We start from the raw sequence: 19,142 nt of genomic DNA on the forward strand, positions 1-19,142 counted from the left end.
GGGATGATCCTTTCCGTTCAGGCGGCGAGATAGCGGTCCAGCGTGCGCGCCGCGTGCCGGATCAGGAACTCCTGATCCATGAGCTGCATGGTATCGACCGCGCCCGAACGGATGCCGGTGAACGTGTCTTCCATCGTCGCGGTATCTTCCAGCCAGGCGTTGCGATGCAGCGCGTTGACGTGCAGTTGCGCCACCCGTTCGGCCGCGTTGCGCGCTGGACGGAAGTAGTTGATGCCTTCCCACAGCGTCCGCCCGTGGTCGAGCGGCCAGAACTGGTGGGTGAAGAAGGCCATGCCCGGATAGCCGCAGCCGGCGGCGAGATGGATCAGCAGGTTGGGAAAGACGTTCGGCAGTTCGAACTGGAAATCCGCGCGCCGCGTCGGGTTGATCCCGGGCGGAACCTGCTCGGGATGCGGGGCATGGGCTGCGCTACCGTGGAGCACGCGCGCGCATTCGGCGGTGGAAGCGGCGGCTTCCATGCCAAGGCCGTAAATCGTGGACGAGGCGTGCGGGCCGATCAGCTTGAAATCGGAATGTTCGATCCCGCGAAAGCCCGGCAGCGATCCGGCGTGGATCGTGGGGACGTGATAGCCTTCGGAAAAGGCATAGAGTGCGACTTTCCAGTTGCATTCGAGCACGGTGGAATAGCGATAGGCCGTCGTCGCTTCGGCATAGGGATAACCGCCGAACAGCGTGCCGAAATCGCCGAGATATTCCGCCAGCGTCTGTTCGGGCGGATCGGCCATGTTGATGAACACGAAGCCTTCCCAGGTATCGCAGGCGATCTCGCGCAGGCCGAGGCAGGCCTTGTCGAGCGTACCGAAATGGTCCTCCAGCGGCACCGAGCGCAGCGGGCCGTCGGTGCCGAAGACCCAGCCGTGGAACCGGCAGGTGACGACGCCGGCGCGCGCGCGGCCGAAGGTTTCGGCGTCCGAGGTCGGCACCACCTTGTTGCCGCGATGGGTGCAGACGTTGTGGAACGCGCGGACCACGCCGTCCTTGCCGCGCACGATCAGCACCGAGGCGTCGACGACCGGCAGGTCCTTGACCTTGTAGTCACCGATGGCGGGCAGCTCCGACGTGGTCGCCACCTTCAGCCAGGTGCGGCGGAATATCTTCTCCCGCTCCAGTTCGTAGATCGCCGGATCGCGGATGGCGTCCACCGATACGGGGTCGGTGCCGAGTTCAGCGCGGATCGCGGCCACGCTGCGGCCGAGGTGGGCGAACGTCTCCGCGCCCGGCTTCAGCGTGGTGCTGGCGGGGTCAGTCATCGTCGAGGTGTCCTCTCTGTGGTCGGTTTCAGGCGTCGGCGAGTGCCCCGGGCTTTGGCGACCAGCCCGCGGGATAGTGGGAAATGAGATCGGCGATCAGTTCGAGATAGCTGAAGCGCCATTGGCCCCGATCGGACCGCGCGGTGGCGAGATAACGCCCGCCGATCCAGTAGGCGCGTCCGCTGGCCGCGGTGGCGACCTCCCAGAGATAGAATTCCACGTCGGCCACCGTGCGATCGGCGGCCAGTTCCACCTTGGGAGAGACGAGGTAGTGCAGCGTCCAGCGGAAACCCGCATCGGCATTGCCGGCCACGCCATCGGCAATGGCATCGCGGCCCTGCAGATCGCCGTAGTGGTCGATGCGGAAGGTGGCATCTACGGTGAATAGTGGGCGCAGCGCATCGGCGGACGGGCCGCTATCGAACGCCCGGCCCAGAGCGCCGATCAGGTCGTCGATAGCGCGCCGCGCTTCGAGCCGGGCGATCCGGTCCTCAAGCGACGATGGTTCTGTCATGATGCCGGGCCTTTGATGAACGAGCCGGGGCGGCGGAAGCGGACGGGATTGCGCCGGGCCGCTTCCGCCACGGGGTCAGAACGACGTGCGCGCGCTGAGGTACCATTCGCGCGGACGGCCGTAGACGCCCTCGATGATACCGCCGAACGAGTCCGCATAGCCGGAGCCGAGGTAGAGCGCCTTGGTCAGGTTCTTGACGCCCAGCGTCACGCCCCAGCGCTTGTCCTCGTCACTGAAGCCGATCGAGGCGTTGACGAGGTGATAGCCCGGCTGGACCAGTTCCGGCGTGTTGACCGCATCGTTGTAGACCGTCGAGCGATAGGACCAGTCGATGCGCGGCGTGAAGGTGCCGATGCCCGCGGCCTCGATCGCATAGGATGCGCCGGCGCTCAGCGTCCACTTGGGCGCGTTCTGCAGCCTGGTCGCGGTCGTCACGCCCGCGCTCAGCGCGCGCAGGTCCACCTGACGGTACTTGGCGTCGAGATAGCCGATGCCCGCCTCGATCGACAGCGCCGGCACCGGGCGCGCCAGCATTTCCAGCTCGAAGCCCTTGATGCGGGCCTTGGCGGCGTTCTGGATGATCGGCGCGAAGCCCAGCGTGGGATCGTTCACGGTGATCTGCAGGTTGTTGTAGTCATTGAGGAAGACCGCGCCGTTCAGGCGCAGGCGCCGGCCGGCGAGATCGCTCTTGAAGCCCAGTTCGTAGGTCCTGCTGGTTTCCGGCTTGAACGAGGGGATGAAGGCGAACGGCGGGAACACGCGCTGGGTAAAGCCGCCACCCTTGAACCCTTCGGAGTAGGAGGCATAAGTCAGCAGCTCCGGGCTCCAGCGGTAGGAAAGGCTGACCATCGGCGTCCATGCCTTGTCCTTGATCGTCGCGCGCTGGCCGAGCGGCCCCATCAGCGGATCGCCGTTCTTGAGCCCGGACCCATCGGGGTTGTAGGGCGCGCCGGTCAGGAAGCCGGCTTCGACGACGTACTGGTTGGCGTTGCCGAACGTCTTCTTGTCCTGCGTCCAGCGCACGCCGGCGGTCAGGTTCAGATCGTGCACGATCTCGTAGGTGCCCTGGCCGAAGAAGGCGAGGCTCTCCCCGTCAAGCACCGCGCCGCTCAGGAACACGGCATCGACGATGTTGACGAGGTCCCTGTGGTTGCCGTGCTCGCTCGCATAGTAGCCGCCCAGCACCCAGTTGAACTTGCCGTCCAGCATCTTGCCCTGAAGCTGAAGTTCCTGCGAGAACTGGTCCTGCTTCCAGTCGCTGTTGGTTTCGACGATCGTGGCCGGGCTGTGATCGGAATCGCGTGTCCAGAAGCCCGTCACCTTGCGGTAGGCGGTGATCGACTTCACCGCGATTTCGGGCGAGATTTTCCACTCGACCGTGCCCGATGCACCCCAGATGTTCACGTCAGAACCGGATTGGTACTTTCTGGGGTTTCCATTGGTGAAAACGCTGGAAATCGACGTGAAGGTGCCGCCGTGGCGGTAGGGGCCGACCGCCCACTGGCTGTTGAAGCAGCGCTGGTCGCTGAGCCGGGCGGGGTTGGAAAGATTGGTACAGATCGCCGCTGCGCCGGAATAGAGCGCGTTCCACACTTGCGCGGCGGGTGCGTTTTCGTTGATCTTGAGCGCGACGTTGGGCGCCGAGTTCTCGCGGGTCCGCGATCCGTCGACGGCGAGGTCGATGGTCACGTTGCTGGACGGTTCGAGGCGAAGCGCGAAGCGGCCGGCAAGGTTGTCGGTATCACCCAGGTCCGGCGCGCCGGGAACGATGCCTTTCACATAGCCGTCGCGGCGGTGGTAGAAGCCGGCGAAGCTCGAATAGACTCCCTGCGCCAGGGGAACGTCGATGCTGCCCTTGATCTGGAAGCGGTTGAAGCTGCCGGTTGTGGCTTCGATATTGCCGTTCAGCGTTTCGGACGGCTTCTTGGTCACCACGCTGACCGCGCCACCGATGGTGTTGCGGCCGAACAGGGTGCCCTGCGGGCCGCGCAGCACTTCGACGCGCTCGATATTGAGCACATCGAGCACGTTGCCCACGCCGCGCGAGATATAGACGCCGTCCAGATAGAGACCGACGCCGGGATCGGCGGAAAGCTGGTAGTCGTTCTGGCCGATGCCGCGGATAAAAATGGCGGCCGTGGCGTTGCTGGCCGAAACCGGGACGGAGCTGTTGAACTTCACGTTGGGCGTGAAATCGCCGATCTGCGTGACGTTCTCGATGCCGCGCGCGGCAATGCCTTCGCCGGTCATTGCCGAGATCGAGATCGGCGTATCCTGCAGCGATTCCGCGCGCCGGCGCGCCGTTACGGTGATCGTTTCGACGCCGGTGTTCGCTTCCTCGGCCGCGCCGGCCGACGTTTCGGCGGATGCGGACTGGGCGTGGGCGGCAACGGCGGGCAGGGCGAGGCCCAGCAGCGATGCGCCTACAAGCAGCCGGAAGGTTCGCGTGGTGTGATGGACCGTCAGGCCGGCAGGACTAGCCGGCGTGTTGTGCTGTGTCATGATTGAATTCCTCCCGATGTGATTTCCCCGATCCGGCCTTCGCGCTCTGTTGGATGGATCTACGCGATATTGCCGGAAGCTCCGCCTGCCCACGGGACGCCGGCAAGCGTCTTCGTGACCCTATTATGCAACATCATCGGGGCGCAGGCGCGCTAGCCTCAGGGCGCTGGAAGAAACACCTCAGCGCGATCGAATGGTGGCGGGGAATGAAGGAATTGCGGGTTTCGCCGGGATCGATGGGGCGTGGTTTGATGCGGTAGCTGGCTATTCGGCACGGCACGGGGATAGCCCGCAAGCGGCGGAGCCCCCCATCATGGCGGCACATACCACGGTCCGGCCATGCCCGGACAGAACGAGGGAGCGCCATGTCGAAGACCGTCGAAATCAAGCGCAGCGGAGCCACTGCCAAGGACGATCCGAACTGCTTCAACCGCCTGCACTGGGCGCTGGAGCCCGTCGCCCGCGCCAATCCGGGGGACTATGTCGTCTATGAGACGCGTGACGCGTTCGACAGCCAGTTCGATTTCGACACCACGCCTGAACAGGTCGCCGCCTGCGATCTCAACCGTGTCCATCCGATGACCGGCCCGGTCCATATCGAGGGCGCGGAACGGGGCGATGCGCTGGCGGTCACGATCGTCGACATCGCGCCGTCGGACTATGGCTATACCGCGATTGTGCCGGGCTTCGGCTATCTGCGCGATGTCATCTCCGGCCCGTTCATCGCGAACTGGAAGCTGGATAGGCTCTGCGCCGTTTCCGAGCAGATCCCCGGCGTGCGCATTCCGATGTGCGCCTTCCCCGGTTCGATCGGTGTGCTGCCCGGCGAGCCCGAAGTCGCCGCCGCGCTGGAGCGTGAAGGCGCGCTGGCGGCAGCGGGCGGCTTCGTGCTGATGCCCGATCCGGGCCGCGCCGTGCCGGAAAGGCTGTTCGGCGAAGGCGCTCCCTATGCCGCCGAAGGCCTGCGCACCGTGGCCCCGCGCGAGAACGGCGGAAACATGGACATCAAGGCGATGCAGGTCGGCACCACGATCCTGTTCCCGGTTCTCGTCGACGGGGCGGGCCTGTGGACCGGCGACATCCACTTCGCGCAGGGCGATGGCGAGGTCTGCGGCACGGCCGTGGAAATGGCCGCGCGCGTGACGCTGAAATGCGAAGTCATCAAGGGTGGCGGCAAGGACATCGTGTTCCCGCACGTCACCGGCGGCAGCCAGCTTCGCAACACCGAACCCGGCCGCTTCCACGCCATCGTCGGGATGCCGGTCAAGAAGGCGGGCGAAGTGCCGCCGCACCTTGCCTATCTCGACAGCCCGAAGGTCGCCGCGCTGACCAACCTGTCCGAAGACCTCTCGCTCGCCGCGCGCGACGCGCTGCTGCGGATGATCGACTGGATCGCGACCAACAAGGGATACACCCGCGAACAGGCCTATGCGATCTGCGCCGCCGCCGTGGACCTGCGCATCGGCCAGCTTGTCGACGTTCCCAACGTCATCGTTTCGGCGGTCCTGCCGCTCGACATCTTCGTCGAGTGAGGCGGGACACGCGCATCCATTGGAGAGAATGGCCATGAACATCCAACATCGCTGGCTGGAAAAGTACCCCGAACTCGGCTCCGGTCCGATCCCGACCGAGCCTTACATCTCCCCCGCCTGGTACGAGCAGGAGAAGGAAAAGATTTTCAGCAAGGTCTGGCTCTGCGTCGGCCGCGCCAGCGAAATTCCCAAGGCCGGGGACTACAAGGTCAAGCGGATCGAGGCTGCCGGTACGTCGGCGATCATCATCCGGGGCAAGGACGGCGTGGTTCGCGCGTTTCACAACATGTGCGCGCATCGCGGCAATACGGTGGTGACCGAGATCGGCGAGGAAACCTACGGCAAGAGCAAGGCCGCCGTCGTTACCTGCCGTTTTCACGGCTGGGTCTATGGCGCGGACGGCGCGCTCAAGAGCGTGCCGAGCGAGGAACGGTTCTATTCGTGCTTCGACAAGGCGCACAACGGCCTCACCGAAATCGCGTTGGGGGTGTGGGAGGGGTTCCTCTTCATCAACGTCGCCCCGCAGCCCGAACAGACGCTGGAAGAATACCTGGGCGACTATGCCGAGCACTTCCGCGGCTATCCGTTCGACGAGATGGACTTCGGCTTCACCTATCGCACCGAGCTGGCGTGCAACTGGAAGGTGGCGCATGATGCCTTTGCCGAAGCCTATCACGTCGATACGATCCACGCCGGCTCGTTCCCGAACGTGTTTTCCACCGGCCTGCAGAACGTGAAGCTGATGGGGCCGCACCGGACTTGCGCGGTGTGCCTGACGCTGGACGCCAAGCCGACGCCGGTTTCCGCCGTGGCCAACGCGATATCCGGTGCGAGCCTTGTTTCGCGCCGCGGCGAATCGATGCTGCCGAAGACGATCAATCCCGATCATCGCGGCGATTTCGCCTTCGAGCTGAGCGTCATTTTTCCGAACACGCTGCTGCATGTGTCGGAAGGGATCTGGTTTACCCACCAGTTCTGGCCGACCGCGCACAACCGCACCGTGTGGGAAGGCCGCTATTACGTGCGTGCGCCCAGGACCAACGCGGAACGCTGGGCGATCGAGCATGCGATGACGCTCCAGCGCAACGCCTGGCTCGAAGACACCGCCACCATGGAAGATACCCAGCGGGCGATGGAATCGCGGGCGAAGACGCAGCAGCACCTGCAGGACGATGAAATCCTCATCCGCCATAGCGCCGCCGTCGTCGACCAGTACGTCAACGCCTGAACAGGACGCAGATCATGACCCAGCTTTCGCTGCCCGCGGATTTCGCGGACCTTTCGCCCTGGCTCGAATGGGCATTGCCGACGGCCGACGAACGCCAGACGCGCCGCCGTACTGCGACGCCGCAGGCGCTCAAGGCGTTCTACGATGCGACGTTGCCGCGTCTTGAAGCGATCCTTGCCGAAGTGGACAAGTATCCGCTCGGCGGGCTGCCCGAAGCGCTGCAGCCGCTCTACAACATCGCGCTGTCGCTGGCCGAAGTCGCGCCGCACCTGGAACTTTACGGCGGCGCGGTCGGCGTGCCCTATGCCTTCGAGGAAACGCGCTTCGTGGCGGTGCATGGCGCGCAGCCGACCTGGCAGGGCCTTCAGCCGATGGCACATCCCTGACATGGCGGAGCCCACGTCCGGCGAATACAGGCTGGCGCGGCTGGAGGCGCGTGCGGAGATCGGGGATCTCGTGGCGCGTTACGCGTTGGGGGCGGACCGCAAGAACGATCCCGCGATTCTCGGTCCGCTCTTCGCCGCTAATGCGGTGTGGTCGGCCGAAGGGTTCGCCGATCTCGTCGGCCGCGATGCGATCGCGGTGGGCCTGGCCGGTCTTGCGGCCGACAGGGTGCTGTGGTCGATCCATTATATGGTCTCGCCGCTGATCGAACTGGCGGCGGACCTGCGTTCCGGGCGCTGCCACTGGTACTTGTGGGAGCTGTGCACGATGGCTCCTGCGGCCGGTGATCAGGGGCACGCCAGCCCGACCGACACCTGGTTTGGTGGCTGGTACGACAGCGATGTGGTGCTTACGTCCGAAGGATGGCGCTTTTCCAAAGTGAGGCTCGATGTCCGCCTTCAGGGCGAGGCCGTGCCTTCATGGCAATTCAAGAAACCGGTGAACTTGTGACGATCAGACTCTGTGCAACCCGTGACATACCCGCCGGCGAAGTCATCCGCGTCGATCTCGACGACGGACGCGCGCTGGCCGTCTACAACCTCGATGGCGAATTCTTCGCGACGGACGATCTGTGCACGCACGGCGATGCCTCGCTGGCCGAAGGCGAAGTGGACGGCGGCAAGATCCTCTGCCCGTTCCACATGGGCAGTTTCGACATCCGCACCGGGGAAGCGATCGGCGCGCCCTGTTCGATCGCGGTCAGAACCTATTGCGTCTCGGTGTCGGGCGGCGACGTGGTGATCGACGCCTGACGGCGGCGCATTGCGCGAAAGGCAATCCACCCTTGCGACAGGGGAGCCCCCGGCTTCCCTGTCGTCTTTTGCCGATCGGGCCGGATAGGAATTTTTGCAGAAGTCATCTGTTCAAATGAATGATTTCCTCCTATATCATGCATATGAAAGGAGAAGGCATGGCGACCCGGTTTGAAAGCCCGCCGCGCGGCGATGCGGAAATCCTGACCTCCGCGCTGGGGCGGATCGCCGATTTCTGGAATTTCAGCAACACCAAGCTGGCCACGGTGCTCGGCGTGTCGGCCGCCACGGTCTCGCGCCTGCGCAGCGGTCGGTCGGTGCTCGATCCGGCTTCCAAGTCCTATGAGGCGGGCCAGTTCCTGCTGCGGTTGTTCCGCAGCCTCGATGCGCTGCTCGGCAGCGACGATGCTGCCGCGCGGCGCTGGCTGGAAACCGCCAACCTCGATCTCAATGCCCGCCCGCTCGACCTGATCGACAGTTTCCGGGGCCTGATTTCCGTGTGCGATTATGTGGACGCCTACCGCGCTCGCGTCTGAAGCCCGGCCATGGCGGGGTGATGCCTGGCGGGTGGTGGAAGCCCAGCACCGCATCTCCACCAACCGTCTGGCCGATGGGCTGGCGGATCAGGCGCGGCTCGAAATGCTGGCGGACGCGGTCAAGCCCGATCTGCCGCCGGAAACGCGCGGGCTGCACTACCTGCTTGCTTCGCCCTTCCGTTATGGCCATCGCAACGAAAGCCGCTTCCGCCGCGCGAACGAACGCCCCGGCATCTTCTACGCGGCCGAGCGCGAGGCCACGGCCATCGCTGAAACGGCTTATTGGCGCTTGCGTTTCTTCCAGCGGTCCCCCGGGTTTGTACCGCCTTCGACCACGAGCGAACACACCAGTTTCACCGCCGCGCTGGCGACGGCTTCGGCGCTCGACCTGACACTTCCGCCTTTCGACAACGAAGCGGCGCGCTGGATCGATCCGTTGGACTACACGGCCTGCCAGGATCTTGCCGCGCAGGCGCGCGAAGCCCGGATCGCGCTGATCCGCACCCGCTCCGCGCGCGATCCCGGTGGCGGGTGCAATCTGGTGCTGTTCGATCCGGCGGCCTTCGCGCGCCAGCAACCGGTGATCCGCCGGACATGGCACTTGCGCCATGAAGGCGGCCGGCTGCTCGCTCTGGCGGCCTTTCCGGCGGAGGAGCGCTTTGTCTTCACCGCCGCCCAGTTCGGGCTTGGCTGAGATGCGCTTTCGCGATCAGCGGCCGGACATGCGCTTCAGCGTCATCGACGGCCGCTCGCCGAACCGTTCGAGGTAATCGCGGGCGAATTTCGACAGGTGGGTGAAACCACAGGCCAGCGCAACTTCTGTGACAGAAACGCCGGTATCGGCGCCCTCGCGCAATTGCCGCCGTGCCAGATCGAGCCGGTGGTTCTTGAGATAGAGCATCGGCGTGGTGTTGCGGAAGCGCCGGAAGCCCGCATGGAGCGACCGCGCGCTGACACCGGAAACGACGATCATTTCTTCCAGCGTGATCGGCGCTTGCGCGTGTTCGTGGATGAACTCCTCGACCCGGCGCACGTAATAGGGGGCGGGGCACGAAGCCGGCGCGTCGAACAGGTCGGAATGGTTATGGGGCACGGCGGCCAGCAACAGCCGCTGGAGCGTCTCCTCTACCGCGCCGCTTGCCCGCGCATGGTTGAACCCGCTCAACCCGGTTTCGATGCCGGAATCGAGATTGTCGCACACGGTGCGAACAAGCTGCGCGAACGCGGCGGCCGCGCCTTCGAGCCGAACCGGTTGCGGCGAGAAATGAAGGTCGCCCGGCCGAAACCCCAGTTCCTGCGCCAGAATGGCCTCCAGCCCGCTCTTGTCCATCTTGACGGTGAAGTGCTTGTAGCCGTCTCCGAACATCTGCCGGACCTTGGCGTCGGGGCCAAGCACGCACATCTGGCCGGGGTGCAGCTCGAAGGTCGCGTTATCCTGCGTGATCTGCGCGACGCCGCGCAGCGAGAACTGGACAAGATAGAGCACGTCGGTCGGCGGGATGTTCACCACCACCCGGCCATAGGGGTTGCCGTAGTCTGTGGCGTTGAACGTGACCGACTTGAGCGAGGCCTGATGGTGCCGGAAGGCAAGGGGCGGGTTGCCGCCTTCCACCCGCAGGTCGTGCGGGCAGAACATGCGGCTCATGTGATCATGAACCTCGTTGATATCGCGTGTCGCGAGGCGCGTCAGGCTGGGCAGCGGAAGATCGCTGCCATCCCAAGAGCGGACAGAAGTCATGGCTGGGATCATTATCGTTGGACCTCCGCTTGAGCTGGTCGATTCCGCTCCCGATTCACGCTGCTTCGAAGACGTTGTCGATGATCCTCTCCGGCGGCGCAAAGCCCTTTCTACTATGGGACAGGCCAAGGTCGATCAAAGTTTCGCACGCCTTGAATGCGACGAGACCCGGATTGAGCACCGGCACGGGCAGGTGCGCGGCGAGATAGGCGTGCGACTGGTGCATGGTGGTCGATCCCAGCACCAGCACGTCCGCCCCGTCCTCCTCGATCGCACGACGCGCGGCGTCCATCAGCAGCGGGAAGACGCTGTCCTCCTTGCCCGCCAGCAGTTCGGCGGTATCGGGGCGCACGCCGATCGAGCGGATCGCGGCGAGGCGGTGGTGCAGTCCCTGTTCGGTCAGGACCTTGTCATAGAGCCAGCGCCAGTTATCCCACATCGAAAGGATCGCGAATTTCTTGCCGAGCTGGCAGGCGAGATGATAGGTCGCCTGTGCCGTGCCGACCACGGGGATGGTCAACCGCGACCGCAGCGCCGCCACGCCGGAATCGCTCATCGAATTGATGCAGACCGCGCTGAAGTCCTCCTCCTCCGCGCGGCATCCCGCCTCCAGGCAGAAGGCATCGGCGATCGTGCCTTCATAGAGGGAATCGAGCGTCGCCCCGCCGCGCGCCGCGCAGGCGAACTCGATGGCGATGTCCGGCCGGACCAGCCCGGCGGGGATCTGGCTGGCGAATGCGGCAAGGGCTTGCTGCGGCACCGGCACGGGAACGATCATCTTGATGCGATGGGTCATGAACGGTTCTCCGGGTATCGCCTTGCGCCAGCGCTCCCTGCGGCGCCGGGTGGCAAAATTTCCCTGATTCCGGTAGAAGCGTGATGCCTGAGGTTTGCCGCGTCCAATACTGAATCTGCGCCACTTCATACCTAACAGGTATTATATCCCATCGAAGTGTCGGGTTCGCGCGGCCTGTCCGTTGCCGGCGCGGATCGTGTCGAAATTCCGCACTCAGCGGTCACCGGTTGCAGGGGCGGGATAGCGTTCCGGCGCGGCGTTCCCGCAGTCTTCTCATGCCGTGGCGCGACAGGGAGGGCTGTGTGGAACGCGAATTGCCTGAAGGGTTTGAAGATCTTCTGCCGTTCCTGGACTGGGCAAGACCCACCGAGCGGGAACGCAACGACAAGCGCTGGTCGTCCTCGCTCGAAGAGAGCCAGGTGTTCTACGATACCATGCTGGAGCGCAGCCCCGCCGCCTTTGAATATTTCGGACAGCGGCCCCTGTCGGAAATCGACGGGGCGGATCGCACTCTTCTCGACATGTGCCTTGCCCTCGCGGAATGTTCCGCCACGATCGAGATGTATGGCGATCCCGCGCCCAAATACGTCTTCCCGATCTCCCGTTTCGTCCCCACGCATGACGCCTGGCCGCTGGCCGGCAAGGGAGCCGCCGCATGAGCACCGCACCGTGCCGTTTCATGGATCGCTATCCCGAAGAGGGCCGCGGCCCGATCCCGGTCGAGCGCTATACCTCCCAGGAATACTTCGATCTGGAGCGCGAGCGGGTGTTCCGCCGCAAGTGGCTCAACGTCGGCCGCGTGGAACAGGCGCCCAATCCGGGCGATTATTTCGTCGCCGACCTCAAGATCCTCGACACGTCGCTGCTGGTGATCCGCGGCAAGGACGGAGAATATCGCGCGTTCCACAATATGTGTTCGCACCGTGGCGCGCCGGTGGCATGGGATGCGGAAGGGTCATGCCGCGGCTATCTGGCCTGCCGCTTCCATGGCTGGGTCTATGACACCACTGGCAAGCTGGTGCAGATCACCGATGCCGAGAACTTCCCCGGCGTGAACCCGGCGGAAAATGGCCTCACGCCGGTTCATTGCGCCATCTGGAAGGGCTTCATCTTCGTCAATCTGGCGGACCGGCCCGAACAGACGCTGCTCGAATACCTGGGACCGGTGGCGGACGAGATCGGGCGGTTCGACTTCGAAGGCTATACGCCCGCGTTTTCTTACCGCATCGACGAGCAGGTCAACTGGAAGACCCTGCAGGAAGCCCAGCTCGAAGGCTGGCACTTGCCCTACCTGCACGAAAAGACGCTGGCACGCGCGGTCAAGATCGATGGCAACCAGTATCGCCACACCGCGATTGAACTGCATGGTTTGCACGGCGTACTGGGTTCGCCGCCGCCCGATTCCTTCACGCCCCCGCCTACCGCGCTGCTTGCCAGCCGTTTCGGCACGGGTACGGTGCAGGCCTTCGGGACCAAGGTCGAAAACGCCGGCGAAGGCTATCGCTTCCGGGGCTCGTTCGATTTCTGGCACATCTTCCCGAACTTCTTCGTCGGGCTGCTGAACGGCTTGTTCTTCACCTTCAACATCTGGCCGGTTGCGGTCGATCGTAGCGTGTGGGAGATCAAGGGCTATTATCCTCCGGTGCGCACCGCCGGGGAACTCTTCGCGCGCGAATATTCCAAGATCGGCCTGCGCGATCCGATGATGGAAGACTGTTTCACCCACGAACTGATCTGCGCGCAACTCAAGTCCGGCGCCAAGAACCACATCTTCTTCCAGGACGAGGAGATGCTGGCCCGGCACCTCAGCAATGGCGTCGATCGTTGCGTGCGGGGCCTGGCCTGAAGGGCCAGTGTCTTAACCGGATTGCAGCGCAATAACGGGTTTACCGCTCCGATCGCGCCTTTGAAGACTGCGGAAGGCGTCCGTTGATGCGGCGAAATCGTGTTTGCAGATGGGCGGAGAGGCAAGTTCGCCGCGTGCGATCCGGTCCAGAAGGGTCTTGACCCGTTCGGCAAAGCGGTCCGGTTCGCTTTCGGCAAAATCGCGGATGTCCACGCCCAGCAGATCGGCATTCTTCAGCAGGGCCAGATTGACGGGCAACGCGGGAATCCCGCCGGCGGCAAAGCCGATGACGAGGTGGCGCCCGCGCTTGGCCAGACTGCGAAAAGCCGGTTCGGTCAGCGGTCCACCCAAGGGATCGACTACCACGTCCGGCGCCTTGCCCGACAGGACCGTCCGCAATTCATCCCGCCAGCCCGGCGCGGACAGATCGACCGTCGCCATCGCACCCCTTGCCATGGCGGCGTCCCGTCGATGGTCAGCAGAAACGCCGGCGACCGGGATCGCTCCGTTCGCCCGGGCGATTTGCATGGCTGCGCCGCCCACGCCGCCGTTCGCGCCCAGAACGAAAACCGTCTCGCCGGGCTGCAGGCGGCCGCGCACGTTCAGGGCGTAATCGGCTGTGGCGTAATCGAGCACCACCGCGGCGGCGGTCTCGAGGGGTACGCGATCGGGCACCGCAACAAGGGCGCCGGTCGGGACCGTGCAGTATTCGGCAAGGCCGCCACCCATCCGCCAGGCGACGACGCGCTGGCCCGCCGACCACCCGGTCACCCCTTCGCCGACGGCATCGATCGTGCCGGCGATCTCGCCGCCGGGAACATAGGGCAGCGGGGGTTTCCACTGGTACTGGCCAGCGATGAGCAGCCCGTCGACGAAGCCCAGGCCCACCGCGTTGACGCGCAGACGCACTTCCCCGCTCGCCGGTTGCGGCACGGGCGCTTCATCCAGCACGAGCGCATCGATACCATCGAGACGGTGGACCGCGACGCGCTTCATGCGGGCGCATCCCAAGTGGCCTTAAGCGACATCAGGCCACGAAACAGGAAGTTTTCGCGCCAGTGGGCATTCGCGCTATCCACGCGCATGTGCGGCAACGTGCGCGCGAGGTGTTCGAAAGCGACGCGCGCCTCGATCCGGGCCAGTTCGGCGCCCACGCAGAAGTGGATGCCGCCGCCGAAGGTCAGGTGACCAGCATCCCCGCGCGCAATGTCGAAGGCATCGGGATCGGCGAACTTGCGCGGATCACGGTTGGCTGCGCCGATCAAGGTCAGCACCCGTTGCCCGGCGCGGACCGGGTGATCGCCGATCGTGGTGTCGGCCAGCGCGGTGCGGTAGGTGGCGATCAGCGAGCTTTGGTGGCGCAGCGCTTCCTCGCAGGCGCCCGATGCCATGCCGCCGGGGTCAGCAACCAGCCTGGCCCACTGTTCGGGATGAGCGTGCAGGGCGTGAAGGCCATTGCCGATGATGTTGGCGGTGGTTTCGAAGCCCGCCCCGAACAGGCCGATCGTGACGGTAATCGCCTCATGCACCGACAGCCCGTCCGGCTCCTGCCCGGTGCGGGCCAGCGCGGTGAGCAGGTCATCGCGCGGGTTGGCAAGGCGGTCGGCGAATTGCGCCTCGAAGAAGGCTTCGAGTTCCAGGATGCGGCGGTTGGCGAGCGCCAGTTCGGCGGGACTCAGGATGCGCGCCTCGAACACAGTGAAGGCTTCCGGGATGGCCGCGATCAGCTCGGCCATTTCGGGGGCTTCGTAATCGATGCCCATCAGGTCGCAGATGACCATGACCGGGAACTTGTAGGCGAATTCGGTAATCAGGTCGGCGTGGCCGCGCGCCTGGAAACCATCCGTCAGCTCCCGCGCGATTTCACGGATGCGTGGCTCCATCGCGCGAACCCGCTTCGCGGTCAGCGAACCCACCACCAGATTGCGGATGCGCGTATGCTGCGGCGGGTCCTGCATGATGAAGACTTCGGATAGCCAGCGGTAGGCGGGATTGGCCAGTACGTCGAAGTCCGGCCCATAGAACAGGCGCAGGTTCGCCGCGAAATCGCCGGTGCCGAAATCCGTGCGGTTCATCAGCACATCGCGCACGTGTTCGTGCCGCGAAACCACCCAGTAGCCATATTTGGACCAGTGGAACGGATCGCGTTCGCGCAGGGCGGTGAAAGTGGGCCAGGGATCGGGGATCAGCGCCGGGTCCGAAGTATCGAGCGGAGGGATGGTCGCTGCGGTATCGATGTCCATGCCGTTCTCTCTCCCCTTTCAACCCGGTTGTTTGACCCCGCCGCGCGTCAGGCGGCCTGTTCGGCCTTGTCCGTGGGCGTTCCGGTGAATCTCAGGTCTTCCGCCTTCGCCTCGCGCGTCATCCGCCAGAAGGCATCGTTGCGCCAAGGCGTGATGGCGATCACCCGGCCGCGCGAATTGCGATACCAGTTGGTGGCGCCGGGATGCGTCCACACCAGCTTTTCGTGCGCCGCGTCGATCTTGGTCTTGTAGTCGCCATAGACGTCCTCGCGCACCTCGACCGCGTCCGCGCCCGATTTCACCAGCGCCTCGATCACGCGGGTGGCGTAATGCGCCTGGTTTTCGATGTTGCGGATCATGCTGCCGCCGTGGCCGGAACCGACGTTGGGGCCAAGCAGGATGAAGAAGTTTGGAAAGCCCGGAACCAGCGTGCCGAGATAGGCGGCGGCGTTGTCGCCCTCCCAGAAATCGCGCAGCACGCGCCCCTCCCGCCCGATCACGTCATAGGAGCCGAGCACGTTGGCTGCCTGGAAGCCGGTGGCCAGGATCAGCACGTCCGCCTCGAACGCCTCGCCATCCTGCGCGATCAGTGTGGTGCCGCGCACTTCCGCGAGGCGTTGCGGCACGAGCCGCACGTGCGGCTTGCGCAGCGTGCGATACCAGCCGTTGTCGAGCAGCATGCGCTTCGCGAACGGGGGATAGTCGGGCAGCACCAGCGGCAACAGGTCCTGCCGTTCGCCCAGCTCCTCGCGCACGTAGCGGGTGAAGAACTCGCGATGGCCGTCGTTGATCGCGTTGACGGCGCGCGCCGGTTCCGCCCAGTCGGGATCGCGGAACAGCGTGCCGTGCACGCGATCATTGAACGTCCACGACAGGCGCTGTTCCACCCACGCGCGGTATAGCGGCACCACCTGCATCAGATAGCGCACGCCGGTCGGCACGGGCTTGCGGAACTGGGGGAAGGGCGCGGCCCATTGTTTGGAGCGCGCGAATAGCGTCAGCTCGGCAACCTCGTCGGCAATCGCCGGCACCACCTGCATCGCCGAAGCGCCATTGCCGACGACAGCTACGCGCTTGCCCTTCAGGTCGATATCCTGCGGCCAGTCGCTGGTGTGTACGATCTGGCCGGCGAAGCCGGAGAGGCCCTTGATGTCGGGCACGACCGGCATGTTGAGAATGCCCACCGCGCTCATCACGATGTCGGTGTGGTGGATTTCCTGCTGGCCATCCCCGGTGCGCACGGTGACCTGCCACTGGTTCCGGTCCGCCAGCCATTCGGCGCGCTCGACCTTGGTGCCGAAGCGGACGCGATCATAGAGCCCCGTCTCCCGAGCGGTTTCAAGCAGGTAGTTCTCGATCTCGTCGCGCAAGGGGAAGAAGGCCGACCAGTCGTTGGGGCGGAAAGAGAAGGTGTAGGTCAGGTTCGGCGTGTCGACACCGCAACCGGGATAGCGGTTTTCCCACCAGGTGCCGCCAAATTCCGTGTTCTTTTCGAAGATCGTGTGCGCGATGCCCATTTCGCGCAGGCGCACCGCGGCGACCATGCCCGAAATGCCCGCGCCGATGATGATCGCCGTCAGCGGTTTTGCCGGGCGCGCCGGTTCCGGCGCGGGATCGAGGTGCATCGTCGCGGCGACGATGTCGCCATATTCGGGCGGCACGGCCTCGGTCATGGCGACGGCCAGCATCGCGGCGAGGTCGGCATTGGCGGGGCGCGGCAGCGCGGGTTCTTGCCCTTCAGCCCAAGCGACGATGGCGGTCCATGCGGCGTCCCTGATCTCGCGCTGGGTATCCTCCGGCAGACCGCCGCTGTCGTTGTCGTCCAGCCCCTTGCCCCGGCGCGGCGCGTAGGGTGGTTCGAGATAGCGCCGGTCGCCGGTCAGCTGGACCAGCACCATCAGCAGGGCAGGGATATTGGCCTCATCCACGCCCTGCCGCAGCAGCGCGCGGTCGATTGTAGCGGCGGCAAAGGGGCGGTCGGTGATCTTCGGAGCGGTCATGGCAATCCTCGTTGGCCGCACGTTCGGGCGAGCATCATACCTATAATAAGAAATATCTACCGATCAGTATATAGAGTCAATCGCAGACCGGTGTTAGCCGGCGAAACTCTCCCGCCGCACCCGCATTCCGGCCTTTTCACGGTCCCAAGTGTCGCCCGTGATGCCCTGCGCGCGCAGATCCCCTTTCAGCACCTTGGCCGAAGGCGTCTTGGGCAGCTCGTCCAGCACGCGGATATAACGAGGCACCATGAAATAGGGCATCCGTTCGATCAGGAAGCGGGCGAGTTCGGGAACGTCGATCGCCTGCCCCGGCACCGGCGCAACGATGACCATAACCTCGTCCTCGGAGAATTCGCTGGGCACGGCGATAGCCGCCGCCTCGCGCACGGCGGGATGAGCGCAGACCTCCACTTCGACTTCGAACGAGGAGATGTTCTCGCCGCGCCGGCGGATCGCGTCCTTCACGCGATCGACAAAGTAGAAATAGCCATCCTCGTCGCGGCGGAAGGCGTCGCCGGTATGGAACCAGCCGTTGGCCCAGGCCTTGGCGGTCGCTTCCGGGTTGCGGTTATACCCGCTGTTCATTCCCCAGGGGCGGTCGGTGCGCACCAGCATCTCGCCGATTTCGCCCACTGGCACTTCGCAATCGTTGGCATCGACCAGCCGCACTTCCACGCCCGGCCGCGCGCGGCCACAGGTGCCGCGCTTCACCGGGTTGGCTTCGGATACGATCGGCGAGGAAATCTCGGTCATGTTGAAGATGGTGTAGATGTCGATGCCGAAGCGCTCGGTGAAGGCGGGCGCATCGTCGGTCAGCGGAACCATGAAGGCCTTGCGCACGGTGTGGTTGCGGTCCTCGGGCGAGGGCGGGCGCTTCATCAGGAACGTGGCCATCACCCCCAGCAGGAAGACGACCGTGGCCCGCGTGCGCGCCGCGATTTCCCAGAAGCGGTCGGTCGAAAAGCTCTCGACCATGGCCACCGAGGCCCCGCGCGCCAGCATCACGAACGGCGGCCCCATGCCGCCGATGTGGAAGATCGGCGCCACGCACATGTAGCGGTCGTCCTCACCCACCATCGGCCAGGATTCGGGGCCGGCGTTGGAGAACATGTGCAGGTACGAGGACAGCACGCCCTTCGATGGACCCGTGGTGCCCGAGGTATAGATGATCGACTGGATGTCCCACGGCTGGATCGGCCGCTCGAGTGCGGACACGGCATCGCCGTCCAGATCATCGAAGCGCGTGACGTCCAGCCCGACGTCCGGCGCAGCGCCTTGCGTCGTCAGGACCAGCCGGCGCAGCGCGGCGCGGTCGATTTCGCCAAGCCGGCCCACGAGATCGGGATGGGCGATGATGAGATCCGCCCCGGAATTCGCGACGACGTGGGCGAGCAGGTTGCCGCGGTAGGCGGTGTTGAACGGCACGAACACTGCGCCAAGGTAGTTGATCGCATAGAACGCGAGCAGCGCATCGCGCCCATTGGGCAGCCACACCGCCACGAAATCGCCCTGCCGCACGCCCAGCTTCTCCAGGCCCGCGGCCTTAGCGATAGTGCGGCGGCGCACATCGGCAAAGGTCCATTCCTCGCCGTCTTCCCAGACGACGTGGACCTTGTCCGCGCGTTCGCTTGCCCAGCGGTCGACGAGATAGCGCAGCACGCATTCGTCGCGGTTGGGGATGCGCGGATCGGTGAAATCGCGCGCGGTCTTCGGGTTGGTATCGGTCATCGGTCCTCTCCG

General features: G+C 65.0%; 18 protein-coding genes. 9 read left to right on the forward strand and 9 right to left on the reverse strand.

The features are described 5' to 3' along the window. Window positions 1-17: 17 nt before the first annotated feature. The 3 genes from NMD1_RS01475 to NMD1_RS01485 all read right to left on the reverse strand — a co-directional run bounded on the left by NMD1_RS01475 (window position 18) and on the right by NMD1_RS01485 (window position 4,287). Complete coding sequence (locus NMD1_RS01475; RefSeq protein WP_125953309.1) at window positions 18-1,271, reverse strand: SRPBCC family protein; 1,254 nt, start codon at window positions 1,269-1,271, stop codon at window positions 18-20. A gap of 28 nt (window positions 1,272-1,299) precedes the next feature. After that, window positions 1,300-1,785 (reverse strand): nuclear transport factor 2 family protein, encoded by a 486-nt coding sequence (locus tag NMD1_RS01480; protein WP_125953310.1) that lies wholly within the window; start codon window positions 1,783-1,785, stop codon window positions 1,300-1,302. Between the two features lie 75 nt (window positions 1,786-1,860). Continuing rightward, on the reverse strand, window positions 1,861-4,287 hold the full coding sequence (locus tag NMD1_RS01485; protein ID WP_125953311.1) for a TonB-dependent receptor: 2,427 nt from the start codon (window positions 4,285-4,287) through the stop codon (window positions 1,861-1,863). A gap of 365 nt (window positions 4,288-4,652) precedes the next feature. Here NMD1_RS01485 and NMD1_RS01490 point away from each other — a divergent pair, with 365 nt between their 5' ends. The 7 genes from NMD1_RS01490 to NMD1_RS01520 all read left to right on the forward strand — a co-directional run bounded on the left by NMD1_RS01490 (window position 4,653) and on the right by NMD1_RS01520 (window position 9,473). Continuing rightward, complete coding sequence (locus NMD1_RS01490; protein ID WP_125953312.1) at window positions 4,653-5,819, forward strand: acetamidase/formamidase family protein; 1,167 nt, start codon at window positions 4,653-4,655, stop codon at window positions 5,817-5,819. Window positions 5,820-5,853: 34 nt separating this feature from the next. Next, on the forward strand, window positions 5,854-7,047 hold the full coding sequence (locus tag NMD1_RS01495) for an aromatic ring-hydroxylating dioxygenase subunit alpha (protein WP_124808536.1): 1,194 nt from the start codon (window positions 5,854-5,856) through the stop codon (window positions 7,045-7,047). A gap of 14 nt (window positions 7,048-7,061) precedes the next feature. Further along, the gene (locus NMD1_RS01500; RefSeq protein WP_125953313.1) at window positions 7,062-7,433 is read left to right on the forward strand and encodes a hypothetical protein; all 372 of its coding nucleotides are present in this window, start codon (window positions 7,062-7,064) and stop codon (window positions 7,431-7,433) included. Between the two features lies 1 nt (window position 7,434). Beyond that, window positions 7,435-7,941 (forward strand): nuclear transport factor 2 family protein, encoded by a 507-nt coding sequence (locus tag NMD1_RS01505; protein WP_158453846.1) that lies wholly within the window; start codon window positions 7,435-7,437, stop codon window positions 7,939-7,941. Continuing rightward, window positions 7,938-8,243, forward strand: a complete 306-nt coding sequence (locus NMD1_RS01510) for a non-heme iron oxygenase ferredoxin subunit (RefSeq protein ID WP_125953315.1) — start codon at window positions 7,938-7,940, stop codon at window positions 8,241-8,243. Before NMD1_RS01505 ends, NMD1_RS01510 begins: the two co-directional genes overlap by 4 nt. A gap of 158 nt (window positions 8,244-8,401) precedes the next feature. Next, window positions 8,402-8,779, forward strand: a complete 378-nt coding sequence (locus NMD1_RS01515; protein ID WP_125953316.1) for an antitoxin Xre/MbcA/ParS toxin-binding domain-containing protein — start codon at window positions 8,402-8,404, stop codon at window positions 8,777-8,779. Next, entirely contained in the window at window positions 8,751-9,473 is a 723-nt protein-coding gene (locus NMD1_RS01520) for an RES family NAD+ phosphorylase (protein ID WP_125953317.1), read from the forward strand. The genes NMD1_RS01515 and NMD1_RS01520 overlap by 29 nt, the downstream gene beginning before the upstream one ends. 15 nt (window positions 9,474-9,488) lie before the next feature. Here NMD1_RS01520 and NMD1_RS01525 read toward each other — a convergent pair whose 3' ends face one another. Then, window positions 9,489-10,517 carry an AraC family transcriptional regulator gene (locus NMD1_RS01525; protein WP_233497287.1) on the reverse strand — a complete coding sequence of 343 codons (1,029 nt, stop codon included), beginning with the start codon at window positions 10,515-10,517 and terminating at the stop codon, window positions 9,489-9,491. Between the two features lie 55 nt (window positions 10,518-10,572). Next, the gene (locus NMD1_RS01530) at window positions 10,573-11,313 is read right to left on the reverse strand and encodes an aspartate/glutamate racemase family protein (RefSeq protein ID WP_125953318.1); all 741 of its coding nucleotides are present in this window, start codon (window positions 11,311-11,313) and stop codon (window positions 10,573-10,575) included. A 314-nt stretch (window positions 11,314-11,627) separates the two neighbouring features. Here NMD1_RS01530 and NMD1_RS01535 point away from each other — a divergent pair, with 314 nt between their 5' ends. Both NMD1_RS01535 and NMD1_RS01540 read left to right on the forward strand, forming a co-directional pair. Continuing rightward, window positions 11,628-11,972, forward strand: coding sequence for a hypothetical protein (locus NMD1_RS01535; RefSeq protein ID WP_233497288.1), 345 nt, complete (start codon window positions 11,628-11,630; stop codon window positions 11,970-11,972). Continuing rightward, window positions 11,969-13,159 (forward strand): SRPBCC family protein, encoded by a 1,191-nt coding sequence (locus NMD1_RS01540; protein WP_125953320.1) that lies wholly within the window; start codon window positions 11,969-11,971, stop codon window positions 13,157-13,159. The genes NMD1_RS01535 and NMD1_RS01540 overlap by 4 nt, the downstream gene beginning before the upstream one ends. 12 nt (window positions 13,160-13,171) lie before the next feature. Here the strand turns inward: NMD1_RS01540 and NMD1_RS01545 are convergent, their stop codons facing one another. The 4 genes from NMD1_RS01545 to NMD1_RS01560 form a co-directional block, all read right to left on the reverse strand. Then, on the reverse strand, window positions 13,172-14,155 hold the full coding sequence (locus NMD1_RS01545) for an NADPH:quinone oxidoreductase family protein (protein WP_125953321.1): 984 nt from the start codon (window positions 14,153-14,155) through the stop codon (window positions 13,172-13,174). Next, window positions 14,152-15,402, reverse strand: coding sequence for a cytochrome P450 (locus tag NMD1_RS01550; protein ID WP_233497289.1), 1,251 nt, complete (start codon window positions 15,400-15,402; stop codon window positions 14,152-14,154). Before NMD1_RS01550 ends, NMD1_RS01545 begins: the two co-directional genes overlap by 4 nt. 47 nt (window positions 15,403-15,449) lie before the next feature. Next, entirely contained in the window at window positions 15,450-17,402 is a 1,953-nt protein-coding gene (locus NMD1_RS01555; protein WP_125953322.1) for an NAD(P)/FAD-dependent oxidoreductase, read from the reverse strand. A gap of 93 nt (window positions 17,403-17,495) precedes the next feature. After that, a complete protein-coding gene (locus tag NMD1_RS01560) occupies window positions 17,496-19,130 on the reverse strand; it encodes an AMP-binding protein (RefSeq protein WP_125953323.1) in 1,635 nt (544 codons plus the stop codon). Window positions 19,131-19,142 lie beyond the last annotated feature (12 nt).

It is taken from the genome of Novosphingobium sp. MD-1, assembly GCF_001014975.1.
Classification (GTDB): Bacteria; Pseudomonadota; Alphaproteobacteria; order Sphingomonadales; family Sphingomonadaceae; genus Novosphingobium.